Origin of the sequence: Neptunomonas qingdaonensis, from assembly GCF_900113275.1 — a bacterium.
GTDB lineage: Bacteria > Pseudomonadota > Gammaproteobacteria > Pseudomonadales > Balneatricaceae > Neptunomonas > Neptunomonas qingdaonensis.
In genome coordinates, this window is record NZ_FOOU01000022.1 from 25,914 (window position 1) to 38,797 (window position 12,884).

At 43.6% G+C, this 12,884-nt stretch carries 15 protein-coding genes; 5 read left to right on the top strand and 10 right to left on the bottom strand.

All coding sequences use genetic code 11. From position 1 onward, the window contains the following. Positions 1–48 precede the first annotated feature (48 nt). Genes BM099_RS19500 through sufB form a run of 4 tightly spaced genes read right to left on the bottom strand, consistent with a single transcriptional unit; the run spans position 49 to position 4,850 of the window. Entirely contained in the window at positions 49–1,311 is a 1,263-nt protein-coding gene (locus tag BM099_RS19500; protein WP_232349053.1) for an aminotransferase class V-fold PLP-dependent enzyme, read from the bottom strand. Then, positions 1,304–2,632 carry a Fe-S cluster assembly protein SufD gene (gene sufD / locus BM099_RS19505; RefSeq protein ID WP_090730837.1) on the bottom strand — a complete coding sequence of 443 codons (1,329 nt, stop codon included), beginning with the start codon at positions 2,630–2,632 and terminating at the stop codon, positions 1,304–1,306. Before sufD ends, BM099_RS19500 begins: the two co-directional genes overlap by 8 nt. Then, positions 2,632–3,378, bottom strand: coding sequence for a Fe-S cluster assembly ATPase SufC (gene sufC / locus BM099_RS19510; protein ID WP_090730839.1), 747 nt, complete (start codon positions 3,376–3,378; stop codon positions 2,632–2,634). The genes sufD and sufC overlap by 1 nt, the downstream gene beginning before the upstream one ends. Before the next feature lie 32 nt (positions 3,379–3,410). Next, on the bottom strand, positions 3,411–4,850 hold the full coding sequence (gene sufB, locus BM099_RS19515; RefSeq protein WP_090730841.1) for a Fe-S cluster assembly protein SufB: 1,440 nt from the start codon (positions 4,848–4,850) through the stop codon (positions 3,411–3,413). Between the two features lie 250 nt (positions 4,851–5,100). Here sufB and BM099_RS19520 point away from each other — a divergent pair, with 250 nt between their 5' ends. Next, positions 5,101–5,538 carry an Rrf2 family transcriptional regulator gene (locus BM099_RS19520; RefSeq protein WP_090730844.1) on the top strand — a complete coding sequence of 146 codons (438 nt, stop codon included), beginning with the start codon at positions 5,101–5,103 and terminating at the stop codon, positions 5,536–5,538. 129 nt (positions 5,539–5,667) lie between these two features. On the opposite strand, the gene BM099_RS19525 is transcribed toward BM099_RS19520, so the two are convergent. Then, complete coding sequence (locus tag BM099_RS19525; RefSeq protein ID WP_090730846.1) at positions 5,668–6,006, bottom strand: TehB family protein; 339 nt, start codon at positions 6,004–6,006, stop codon at positions 5,668–5,670. A 104-nt stretch (positions 6,007–6,110) separates the two neighbouring features. Beyond that, on the bottom strand, positions 6,111–6,860 hold the full coding sequence (locus BM099_RS19530; RefSeq protein ID WP_090730848.1) for a succinate dehydrogenase iron-sulfur subunit: 750 nt from the start codon (positions 6,858–6,860) through the stop codon (positions 6,111–6,113). A 220-nt stretch (positions 6,861–7,080) separates the two neighbouring features. On the opposite strand from BM099_RS19530, the gene nqrM reads away from it, so the two are divergent. Further along, positions 7,081–7,320 (top strand): (Na+)-NQR maturation NqrM, encoded by a 240-nt coding sequence (nqrM, locus tag BM099_RS19535; protein ID WP_090730852.1) that lies wholly within the window; start codon positions 7,081–7,083, stop codon positions 7,318–7,320. 53 nt (positions 7,321–7,373) lie between these two features. Beyond that, positions 7,374–8,096: a DUF542 domain-containing protein gene (locus BM099_RS19540; protein WP_090730854.1), complete on the top strand. Its 723-nt coding sequence runs from the start codon at positions 7,374–7,376 to the stop codon at positions 8,094–8,096. Between the two features lie 346 nt (positions 8,097–8,442). Here BM099_RS19540 and BM099_RS19545 read toward each other — a convergent pair whose 3' ends face one another. The 4 genes from BM099_RS19545 to BM099_RS19560 form a co-directional block, all read right to left on the bottom strand. Beyond that, positions 8,443–9,201: a slipin family protein gene (locus BM099_RS19545; RefSeq protein WP_090730856.1), complete on the bottom strand. Its 759-nt coding sequence runs from the start codon at positions 9,199–9,201 to the stop codon at positions 8,443–8,445. Next, on the bottom strand, positions 9,201–10,553 hold the full coding sequence (locus BM099_RS19550) for an NfeD family protein (RefSeq protein ID WP_090730858.1): 1,353 nt from the start codon (positions 10,551–10,553) through the stop codon (positions 9,201–9,203). Before BM099_RS19550 ends, BM099_RS19545 begins: the two co-directional genes overlap by 1 nt. A 192-nt stretch (positions 10,554–10,745) precedes the next feature. Continuing rightward, positions 10,746–10,970: an Hsp20/alpha crystallin family protein gene (locus tag BM099_RS19555; protein ID WP_090730860.1), complete on the bottom strand. Its 225-nt coding sequence runs from the start codon at positions 10,968–10,970 to the stop codon at positions 10,746–10,748. A gap of 425 nt (positions 10,971–11,395) precedes the next feature. Beyond that, positions 11,396–11,719 (bottom strand): phasin family protein, encoded by a 324-nt coding sequence (locus tag BM099_RS19560; RefSeq protein ID WP_090730862.1) that lies wholly within the window; start codon positions 11,717–11,719, stop codon positions 11,396–11,398. Between the two features lie 441 nt (positions 11,720–12,160). On the opposite strand from BM099_RS19560, the gene BM099_RS19565 reads away from it, so the two are divergent. Together BM099_RS19565 and BM099_RS19570 are read left to right on the top strand one after the other, a co-directional pair. After that, a complete protein-coding gene (locus tag BM099_RS19565; RefSeq protein ID WP_090730864.1) occupies positions 12,161–12,622 on the top strand; it encodes a c-type cytochrome in 462 nt (153 codons plus the stop codon). 41 nt (positions 12,623–12,663) lie between these two features. Continuing rightward, on the top strand, positions 12,664–12,884 hold a 221-nt coding region (locus tag BM099_RS19570), incomplete at its 3' end, for a universal stress protein (protein WP_143083812.1).

The following is a 12,884-nucleotide window of genomic DNA, read 5'->3' on the forward strand; positions in this document are numbered from 1 at the left end:
CCTGAATTGTAGAATTAAGTTTTCATTTCAAAATAGTTAAGAAGGCCTCTAACATAATAAACTTCTCGCTTTTACCAGCCCCTCAACAAACTGATCAATCTCATCAAATGTGTTATAGAAGGCAAATGATGCTCTGATAGTTCCCGGGATATTTAAGCGATCCATCAGTGGCTGTGCGCAATGATGCCCATCTCTGACAGCAATACCTTGCTGATTCAGAATCGTACCAACATCGCTTGGATGTACGCCTTTAAGTGTAAAGCTGAAAATACTGGCTGAATCTTTCGCCGTACCCACCCGGTTTATTCCCGGAATGTCGGCTGCCTTTCTGATCGCGTATTCTAAGAGCCCTGCCTCATACTGAGATACCGCCTGTCGATCTATCTTGCCAAGATAGTTAATAGCAGCATCCATGCCTGTTGCTCCGGCGATATTGGGTGTGCCCGCTTCAAATTTATAGGGCAAATCGTTAAAACTAGTATCGCTAAAACTGACACGCTTAATCATTTCGCCGCCACTTTGGTATGGCGGCATTTGCTCAAGCAGTTCCCGTCTCCCCCACAGAACGCCAATCCCTGTCGGGCCATACATTTTATGGCCAGAGAACGCATAAAAATCACAGTTTAAGGACTGAACATCAATATCCCAGTGCGCTACAGCCTGTGCACCATCGACGAGAACTTTAGCACCTACGGAGTGAGCTTTTTCAATAATCTGCTCAAGCGGATTGCGCGTTCCCAATGCATTTGAGGCATGCGTCAATGCCACCAGCTTAACCCGCTGATCTAACAATGAGTCCAGATTCGTCAGATCTAATTCACCGGCGTCAGTGACTGACAAGACAATAATTTCAGCGCCTTTCTCTTTGGCCAGTAACTGCCAGGGGACTATATTTGAATGATGCTCCATCTCAGTTAAAAGGATCCTGTCTCCCGCCTGTATGTTCGCTCTTCCCCACGTTGCTGCCACCAGATTGATCGCTTCTGTGGTGCCACGAACCCAAATGATCTCCTCCATAAAAGGGCTGTTGATAAAAGCAGCCACATGACGGCGTGCCCTTTCAAAAGCATCAGTAGCCTGCGCACTTAAGGTATGAGCTGCACGATGCACATTGGCATTCATGGATCGATAATAATCATCCATCGCTTTTATAACTGACTCTGGCTTTTGCGTCGTAGCGGCATTATCAAAATAGATTAACGGCTTGCCGCCTACTTTTTTATCAAGAATAGGAAAATCCATGCGAAGTGCTGTCACATCAAAGTCATCGACAGCGTTGGCTAGCATGGTGTTATTCATTACGTTATTCATCACAACCTTCCTCCGAATAATGGCGTTGAAAATAGTGATTAATGATGGCTGTAATATGCTCAGCGAATACTGGTTCAGGTACTTGCTCAAGCAACATCGCTACAAATCCATAACTGAGCAACGCTTTGGCTTTTGCCCTGCTAATGCCTCGGGTTTGCAGGTAGTGAATGGCCAGTTCATCTAGCTGGGCGACTGTGGCGCCATGGGCACACTGCACATCATCAGCGTATATTTCTAACTCGGGTTTCGTATCGACTTCCGCTGTATCACTGGTGAGAAGGTTCTTATTACTCAGCCTCGCTAATGTTTTCTGAGCACCCGGATGAATATGGATACGACCATTAAACACCGCTTTAGATCTGCCCCCGACTACTCCTCTGAACACTTCGTTACTCGTACAGTTAGGCACAAAATGCTCCGTGCTTGTGTGATAATCCATATGCTGATCATTACACAGTAAATAAGCCCCAAACTGCTCCGAATCAGCACCCTCGCCCAGCAGGTTTACCGCCACATCAACCCGTTTAAGCGCACCACCCAGCGCCAGATGAAAGCTTTTAAGTGTTGCATTTTCATACAGGTCTGCATGTACAGCACCGATATGCAACGCATCTTCTTGCTCTTGATGAACTCTGAAATGCTGAAGGTAAGCCCCTTCTCTTAATAGCAACTCGGTTACATTGTTGGTAAAACTATTTTGCTGCGCATCATCAGATGTAAAAGTTTCAAAAATCTGTGCTTTACTGCCGGGTTCCAGCTCAATCAAGACTCTTGATGAAACGGTATAGCTCTGAGCTTGTCGCGTTGTCAGCCAAACAATCTGAATCGGCTTGTCCAGTTCAACGTTTTTATTCACCCTGATGTACATACCGTCTTTTAAGTGCAGCTCATTCAACACCCTAAAAATGGACTGATGCTTATCGGCCATCGTCCCCAAAGACGCGTTAATTGAAGTCAGATGCTGACCTTCGGCATGAGAAAATCTGACAAATTCAACGCCAGGAGGAGGCTCGACATCCGATAATTCTGCAGAAAATAAACCATTAACGAACACCAGATTATGTGCATTGGATTTATCGATACCAATAGTCTGGCTTAATGTTTTATCCAACAAGTCAGGCTCAGGATCCGGCTTAGCGGTAGTCGCATAATTATTCTCTTCTAATGCACAAAGGGATGAATATTTCCAACTTTCAGTTGCAGACTCATCAGATACTTTTCTTCCCAACGCCCCTAATCTTGCTTTTTGATGGAGACTTTCGAGCCAACCCGAAGTAACGGGGAGCGGGTTTTGCAATGTGTGCCCAATATAATCAAACATTATTCCACCTCACTGATCCAACCATAGCCCTTCTCTTCTAGTTCAAGAGCTAACGATTTATCGCCTGAGCGCACGATCTTTCCATCTGAGAGTACATGCACAAAATCCGGCTTAATATAGTCTAGCAATCGCTGGTAATGCGTTATCATCACGATGCTACGCTCACAAGATCGAAGCGAGTTCACGGCTTCCGCTACAACCTGAAGCGCATCGATATCCAGCCCCGAATCGGTTTCATCCAAAATCGCCAAAGCGGGCTGCAACATAAGCATCTGAATCAATTCGTTACGCTTCTTTTCACCCCCAGAAAACCCTTCATTGACGCCTCGTTTTAAGAAGCCAGGATCAAGATCCACCTGTTTGTACATTTCTCGTGCTTGTCGAAGGAAAGAAACCGAATCCATTGGTTGCTCTCCTTTATGTTCTTGTAACGCGTCAACAGAGGCTTTCAAGAACTCCATATTACTCACCCCCGGAATCTCAACAGGGTACTGAAAGGCTAAGAACAGCCCATTTCTAGCCCGCTGCTCAGTTTCCATTTCAATCAGGTTTTCCCCCTTAAAGAAAATACTCCCGCCTGTAATTTCATATCCGGGTCGTCCGGCCAGAACGTGGCCCAAGGTACTTTTGCCTGAACCATTGGGACCCATAATGGCGTGTACTTCACCAGGTTTGATTTCCAGATCCAGCCCTTTGAGGATCGGTTTTCCCTCAACGTTTGCTTGTAAATTTTTAATTGTCAGCATGATAAATGCTCCTAAAAAACGCTAATAATTAATCAGCCCACAGAGCCTTCAAGACTCACTTCCAATAGCTTTCCAGCTTCAACAGCGAACTCCATAGGCAACTCCTTAAACACTTCTTTGCAAAAGCCATTCACAATCATAGAAACCGCTTTTTCTGCCGCAAGCCCTCGCTGCTGACAAAGATACAACTGCTCATCACTCACCTTTGATGTGGTGGCTTCATGCTCAATGACTGCCGTAGAGTTACTGCTTTCAATGTATGGAAATGTATGGGCAGCGCACGTATCGCCGATTAATAACGAATCACACTGAGTGTAATTTCGTGCACCACTCGCCCGCGGGATGACTTTGACTAAGCCACGATAGGCGTTCGAGCTCTTACCGGCTGAAATACCTTTGGAGATGATTGTCGACTTTGTATTCTTGCCGATATGAATCATTTTGCTTCCGGTATCCGCCTGCTGATAATTGTTCGTTAATGCCACTGAATAAAACTCGCCAATACTGTTATCGCCTAATAAAATGACACTCGGGTATTTCCAGGTGATGGCAGAACCCGTTTCCACTTGTGTCCATGATATGTGTGCATTCTTATGCGCCAATCCTCGCTTGGTGACGAAGTTATATATGCCACCTTTTCCTGCTGCATCACCTGGATACCAGTTCTGTACGGTTGAATACTTGATTTCAGAATCGTTGAGTGCAACTAATTCAACGACCGCCGCATGCAGCTGATTTTCGTCCCGCATCGGCGCGGTACACCCTTCCAGATAACTGACATAGCTTCCCTCATCCGCGATGATCAGCGTTCTTTCGAACTGCCCCGTTTTTGCTTCATTAATCCTGAAATAGGTAGAAAGCTCCATTGGGCAGCGCACATCTTTGGGAATGTAAACAAACGTGCCATCACTAAATACGGCACTATTCAACGCTGCATAAAAGTTATCAGCCTGGGACACCACCGTTCCCAGATACTTCTTCACTAACTCTGGGTATTGCTTCACGGCTTCCGATATTGAACAAAAAATAACACCCGCCTCAGCTAACTTACTTCTGAAGGTTGTTGCGATGGATACCGAGTCAAAAACAGCATCGACGGCAACACCTGCCAGCGCTTCCTGTTCATGCAACGGAATACCCAGCTTTGCGTAAGTAGCCAATAGTTCCGGATCAACTTCTTCTAAACTTTTAGGCCCATCTGACATGCCTTTGGGTGATGAGTAGTAAGAAATTGCATCGAAATCTATCTTTGGAAAATTAACATGTGCCCAATCAGGTGCAGCCATTTTTAACCACTCCCGATAGGCGTTGATTCGCCACTGTAACAACCATTCAGGCTCATCTTTTTTTGCTGAAATGAAGGCAATCACATCTTCATCCAACCCTGCAGGCAGCGTATCGGACTCAATGTCAGTAACAAATCCAGCAGCGTATTCATTGTTAATGATGTGGTTAAGCGCTTGTTTAGACATTGTTCTCTACCTCTCGTAATTGCCTTCATCTCAAGAAAAAATGATTCTCAGAGATCTTATACAATAATATGCATTTCATATGCATATTATAATGCGTAATTTATGGTATTTCAAATGCATATTTAAAAAAGTATAATTATGTTACTCAAATAGCATCTTGTTGATTGATGCGAAGTAGCGGAAATATTAGAAAAACCGTTAGGACAATACTTAGGGAAATAGTTAGAAATAACCTTTAGGAAATTTTAATATGAGAATCACTTCTTTTACTGATTATGGGTTACGTACGCTGATGTACTTAGCTAGCTTGCCTCCCCAAGAGCTCAGTAGCGTAGAACAGGTTGCCAAAGTGTATGGCGTTTCACAAAACCATATGGTCAAAGTTGTCGGACAGTTGAAAAAACTGGGATACGTCGAAACGCTACGCGGCAAAAACGGTGGTATTCGATTGGAAAAGGAACCTGACGATATAAATATAGGCCAGGTTATTGAAAAGATGGAACAACACCTCGATGGTGTTGATTGTTTTACATCAAACTGCCAACTCGTTCCTTGCTGTGAACTGAAAACAGCGTTATCGATTGCGATGAAAGCGTTTCTTGACGCTATGGGAAACTACACCCTCGCTGACCTTATGCGTAATAAACAGGAGCTGATTCCACTAATGTCGATATATTCCAGTAAATAAGAGAGATGCCTCAGGAGTCTGTCCGACAGACTCCTAAAGCTTGACGATCTTTAGTTGCCAGGGCATCGAAACTAGTGGCGATTCACTACGCACAGCTCAACTCACACTTTATATTATTACGAGTCAAAGCTACTTTTTAGCATTAAATAATGGCTGCCCTTCCTTGGACTGTGCTGACCAGAAGTTAATATTAAATTGCGCATCATCACTTAGCTCTACTCTATGCCAATATAGAGGAGGACTCGTAGCAAACTCCCCCGCTGGGATCACTACTTTTACCTCAGGCTCTGTGGCCTCACTATCAGCAAATCCATAATAAGTAACAGTTCCCTCCATCACGCATAACTGACCGAAAACACTGTCGGCAGTGTTATGATGCGTCAATAGCGCTGTAGGGACGTTGTCTTTCGTAAAAAACGGAGTCGAGCGTTGTACTGTCCAGTCTTTAGGAATACGTTGATGTGTCATAGTGCCACCTCATATAGTTAAAATACTTTCATATATAGAACGAAAAGATACTGCTTGCTGCTGGTGTTCAGACAGCGCTCTCTTTGCGGTGATTCAGCTAACCTTTACGTCCCCCGATCAATCAACATTCTTTGAATTTTCCCGATAGCGACTCTCGGTTTTAACTGTTTCGGGCAGAAGACTACACAGTTCATTATTCCTCGACAGCGAAATAAGCTAAAAGGGTCATCCAATGCCGCTAATCGTTCATCTGTTGCTGTATCCCTTGAGTCAATTAGGAAACGATATGCATTTAATAATCCGGACGGGCCAATAAACTTATCAGGGTTCCACCACCATGAAGGACAGGCCGAAGTACAACACCCACATAAAATGCATTCATAGTATCCATCCAGCTCTGCTCTTTCTTCAGGTGACTGGAGGCGCTCCATGGCAGGAGCGGCCTGATCATTGATTAGCCACGGCTTTACTTGCTCGTGCTGTTTCCAAAATGAAGCCATATCAACGACGAGGTCTCTGATGACAGGTAGTCCGGGCAGAGGCCTCAATACTAAACTTACATCACCTTGTGCTGGCTTAAAATGATGACCGGAGGGTAATTCTCCGCCATTCAATACAGCTGACACTCTGGTTATACATGCCAGTGTATTCATACCATTAATGCTCATACCGTCAGAGCCACAGACACCTTCCCTGCAACTTCTTCTGTAAGCGAGCGTAGAATCTTTCTGCTTTAACCGCTCCAGAACATCAAGGACCATCATATCCTCACCCGGTTTTAGCTCCAGCGTGAAATCCTGCATATATGGGGCACTGTCTTGTTCAGGGTTATATCTATAAATACTCACCTTCATAACACCTACCTCCCGCACTTATTACACGCTTACATGCCTTAAAAACGAACATGCGATCCATTTCCTTTGCATGCTCAGCAGAAGATCCAGACTTCGACTGCTCTGACAATTGCCTCTCTTCCGGAAAGTACAAAAGCGTATTTACTTTACAAATCTATAATATGTATTTAAAATGCATATTACGAGTTTTGTACAATTTATTTGTATCAGGAGGCCAACCATGACTGTTTTTCTATTCTCACTTATGTTGCTTTTAACCGTTGTTGTCATTGCATCTATCGGCGTCATGAATGGCCGCAGAAGCCTGAAAGGCTCATGTGGCGGTGTCGGTGCCGCACTAGGGGAAAAAGATTATTCCTGCTCCATGTGTGGGGGCGATTCTAATCGATGTAATGATCAACCGGTTGATATAAACAAAGTCACTGAATCTTATGCGTTAGGCAGAGAGATGGGCTCTTAACTCACTGCCTCACATAGAGCACGGGACATAAAGAGCATGGCCAGGATAATGCCATGCTCACATTTAATGAGTGCTTTTCTTTAGTTAAATGTTTTTATTTTGCGAGGGATATTTCAATGGACATTATCAGTAAATCTTTAGCACAGCTAGTTCAGGAAGTGCCCGGTATTACGGCAGTGTTTAGTCAATTTGGCCTAAGCTATTGCTGGAATGGAAGCCAAACCCTTAAGCAAGCAATGGAAAATACAAAACTTAAGGAAAATGACGTTTTAGAAGCAATTGCTCAATTAACTGTTACTTCGGATAGGATGAATGAATGGAGGAAAATGGATAATAAGGAGCTGATTACACATTTAATGGATCGTTATCATCAGGTACATAGAGTGCAACTTGAAGAGCTATTTCGCTTAGCCTGCCGCGTCGAATCTGTTCATCATGAACATGTTAAGTGTCCGATTGGACTTGCTAACCATCTCAAACATTTTTTTATTGAATTAGAAAAGCATATGTTAAATGAAGAAACTGTATTGTTTCCTCGGCTTATGCAAGACCCGTTATCCGTCACACCTGATCATATTGTGACAATGAAGCAAGAGCATGAACTCTGCCTTGAGGCTATCAATAAAATTGATGATATAACTGAAGGAGTGATAACACCTAAAGGTGCGTGTAATACCTGGACAGCGCTTTACCTGGGATTAAGAACCTTCAAAGATGATTTGGCTAGCCATATACAGTTAGAAAACGAGATTCTTTATCGCGGCGAAATCACATGATGCAATAACTATCTTCGCTAGTAGCAGATCGGTTAAATAGTGGCATCAAGCGGCTAGCGGAGTGTTCGGCCACCTCAACCAAATGCTTGTAGATTCGGTACCCCTTGGTAGTCAGTTACGACAAAGTCACTTGGTGTTAACAGAATTAAGTAAACTGTCCCCGGAATCCTAGTAGCAGATCGGTTAAATAGTGGCATCAAGCGGCTAGCGGAGTGTTCGGCCACCTCAACCAAATGCTTGTAGATTCGGTACCCCTTGGTAGTCAGTTACGACAAAGTCACTTGGTGTTAACAGAATTAAGTAAACTGTCCCCGGAATCCCGCTTGTTCGCGGCGGCTTTACACCTCTATTCTGTTAGTTTCTTTAGGCCTGCAACCAAGTCAATTGGCATAGGGAATATGAGAGTCGAACTCTTGTCTCCGGCTATTTCCACCAGTGTTTGCAGATAACGTAACTGTAAAGCTTGCTCTTGCTGGGATAGAATCCTGGCTGCTTCGAGTAATTTTTGCGATGCTTCAAATTCGCCCTGCGCATGAATCACCTTGGCCCGACGCTCCCTCTCAGCTTCAGCTTGTTTAGCTATGGCTCGAATCATACTTTCATCAAGATCAACATGTTTTATTTCTACATTGGCAACCTTAATTCCCCATGCATCAGTTTGCTTGTCCAGTATGGATTGTACATCGGCGTTCAGTTGTTCTCGTTCTGCCAGCATATCGTCCAGCTCATGTTGGCCTAAAACAGACCGAAGGGTCGTTTGAGATAATTGGCTGGTTGCCTCTAAAAAGTTTTCAACCTGAATAATGGCTTTTTGTGGATCGATGACCCGAAAATAAATAACCGCATTAACTTTAACCGAGACATTATCCCGGGAGATAACATCTTGCGACGGCACATCCATCACCACGGTTCGTAAATCAACACGAACCATTTTTTGCAGAAACGGGATCAGAATGATCAATCCAGGCCCTTTCACTTTGTAAAAGCGTCCAAGCAAAAAAACAACGCCACGCTCATATTCGCGTAACACCCGAAACATTGATATCAATAAAACCAGCACCATAATCAAAAATGGCACGCCAAAAAACTCTATCTGAAAGTCCATTATCTTTCTCCGTTATTCTTGGTAACTACTAATCCGACGCCTTCTGCAGCGCGAACAGTGACACTATCGTGTAACGCCAGAGGTTGATCACACTGCACTTGCCAGAGTTCGCCATCTAATCGAACCAGCGGAGTATCACCATGCAATGATTCGACTTCTGCGATGCTGCCAACGTAATGATTGATTCCTGTAACGACGACTTGCTTTCGAGCCTTCACTAACAGACCTAAGGTGAACACCAGTAATACTGTGCTGAACGCGGTAAAGGCTAAGATCAAAGGAATGGCAATTTGGTATTCAGTAAGTTCGGTATCCATCAAAATGATCGAACCTATGGTAAATGCTGCGATCCCCCCCAAACCCAAAATACCAAAACTGGGAGCAAAAGCTTCTGCCGTCATCAAGCCTATACCCAGCACCATCAATGCAAGCCCGGCATAACTGACAGGCAGTACTTGGAACGCATACAAGGCAACGAAAATACAAACGGCACCGATTATGCCCGGCACACCGAAACCGGGACTAGAAGCTTCGAAAATTAATCCGTAAACACCAATCAGGATTAAAATATAGGCAACATTCGGGTCTGTAATAACTGAAAGAAACTCATTTCGCCAATCGATTGGGTGATAATATAAATCAACTTCACTGGTGCTCAGTGTCAACTCCTCATCACCTAATTTGACGATGTAGCCATCAAGCTGCTGCATAAGGTTATTGATATCGGCAGCCACTAAATCAATAACGCCTAGTGACAAAGCCTCCTCTGCCGGCAAACTAACCCCTTCCCTCACGGCCAGAGCGGCCCACTCCGAGTTACGTTCCCGTAAATCAGCCAACCCCTTAATATAGGCGACGGCGTCATTAATTATTTTCCGTTCCATAGCAGTAGATCCCACTAAAGCTGGTTGCTCATCCGTACCTTCGCTGTCCTTTTGGTTGGGGATAGAGGGCAGTTCGGGGGCACCAATTTGAACTGGGGTTGCAGCACCCAGATTCGTCGCCGGTGCCATCGCCGCTATATGCGTTGCATAGAGAAGATAAGTGCCAGCGCTGGCCGCTCGTGCGCCACTAGGAGATACATAGCCGATAATCGGGATCCCGGAGGCTAGAACTGCTTTAATCATCTGCCGCATAGCGCTATCGAGCCCGCCGGGCGTGTCGATTTTTAAGATAACAAATGGCGCCTGTTCTTCCTGTGCCTGTTCAAGTCCCCTAACCATGTGATCCGCTGTGGCGGGGCCGATGCCACCCTTAACGTCAATTAACCAGACTTTATTACTCGCGTGAGCCGGAATCTGCAAAAAGCAAAAGAGAAGGAAAACATAAGAATAGTGTTTGATGTGTGACATAACAGATCCTTTCCAACATTTGTGACTGGAGTACATCGCTACGTGCCTGGTTCTCTTAACCAAGATTAGTTCTCTTAACCGAGAAAGCTGATGGGAAAGCTCTGCCCTATTGTTCACATACTGAGATATATCCTGCATAACAGGTAGCAGGGACTGTTTGTCGACAGCCCCTTAGTTGAAACAGATGACACGTCAGTTCACTTTTATTTCGAGTTTCTTGGGCTTACTTGTCTCAACTTTCTTAAGCTCCAGCGACAATACTCCATTTTCGAACTTAGCATCAATCGCATCAGGGGCTACATCCGCCCCAACGGTGAACTGTCGCATATAGCTCCCTGTATGCCTTTCCTGACGAATAAGCTTTCCGTCCTTCTCCTCTTTTTCTTCTGTGTTACCCCTTCGTTTTTCAGTCGGCATAAAAAATTATTCAAAAAAGCATCATCAAATAATCGATTTAAACGAGTTAAATTACCTATAACCTTAAACTCTTTATATTGTTTGCACTGTATTCAAATGGTCTCAGTACGATGAGGCATATTTATAGAATATTCTTTTTAATTAATCTCAGATATGCTTGCATAAGATTTGAGTTTTATTTTGATTTATTCAGTTAAAATTGAGATGTTGATTAACCAATAGCACACGCTGAGCAAGGACAAGATATTATTAATTTGGTCATTATTAAACGCGCTCTAACGCCTGCCGCGGCCGTTTAACTTTAAGGACATCGATCAACAGAAACGAATGAAGATCTTTCCGTTGAAGGCACTGATGAGTTACTGACCTGATGAAAATATTGAAGAAAAATCTATATCACTTTTCGAACCGGACATTTATATCAATCAAGCGTTTTTGCGAGTGGTAGCGTCAGCAATCCCATACATATCAGGCATACCAGAAATATTTGTTTCTGGAACGTCTATCAATTGTTCCTTAGCTTCTGACAGCATGGTCATTTCTTTTTCAGCAATGTTAGCCAATTTAGCGTCTAACTCTTTAAAAAATTTAATCTGCAGTTCGAACCCCTCTTTCGGCTCTCGCACGCTGCTCAGCGCTAATATCTGTGCCTGTCCCGTGTTGAACAGGTCAGTCATATATTCAGTTTGAACAGCGATGAGCTTTTCCGCGGCTGATTTATTGATGTCAGCAATCATAATCACAGGCACCAAGGTTTCTTTATTGAGCAGGCCTTAATTTAATTTCAGATAGAAAAGAACAAGCACACATAGGTGGTGAGACTCATTAAAGAGTGTAATGATGTTTAAACTATTTAAAAAACAGGTACATAAATTTTCTGCTTTGTAATTTATATATTTTTTAAGAATAAATTTAATTTTTTTGATAGTTATTTTCTTAAAATAATTTAAGGAAAGCTCAATTCGATTGATTACAACACTGAGAATGTTATTTAGTAGTAAAGGTCAATATATTTTTTGAGAGATATTAAATGTCCAAAAATATGACGGAAGTTCCATCTTTTCAATATCCTATCGTATCGAGTGACTGAGGGTGAAAAATATAAAACCCTAACATTCAAAAAGACGATGTAATCATGAGCCAGTAACATATGAACAGGATTACAGCTACACAACATTCAGGAGAACACCATGTTTGAACCAATTCCATTGAGCAAAATAGCTAAAAAATGCAGTACGTTGCTGATTTTAGCCGTGTCATTTTCTATGAGTAACGCTCATGCAGAAAATCATATGATAGGTGCAGATGAGTTTCTTGCTTCTTGTTCTTCCTGTCATGGTATTAGTGGTAAAGGAGACGGGCCTATAGCTCAATTCCTTACACCAAAACCCACGGATTTAACCCAGCTCGCGAAGAATAACCATGGTTTATACCCATCCCTGGGTTCCGGAAACTATCCCTTCCAACGTGTGTTTCAGGTAATTGATGGTAGAACCCTTGTCTCGGGGCATGGAGACAGAGAGATGCCTGTCTGGGGGAGCCGTTACAAAATGGAAGAGGGAGATAAATATGGCCCGATGGGAGCTGAAAAGGTTATCAGAGGAAGGGTTCTGGAGTTAGTTTACTATATCCAGACAATTCAAGAAGAGTAATGCCTGGATAATCAGAGAACTAGCAACAGAAGGAGCAATGTATGGCTAAGTATCGCAAAATACTGGTGGCAATTGATCTCTCCGAAGAAGCAAAACAAGTTCTCGCAACGGCAGTTGATCTGCGTCAGGTTCATAACGCAGAACTGCTGGTTGTCCACATTGTTGAGCCTGTCAGCACCGCCTATGGCGGCGTATATATGATGGAGCTGGACAAGTCTCAGGATGAATTGAATACAGCAGCGAAAGAGCGCTTAACGACTTA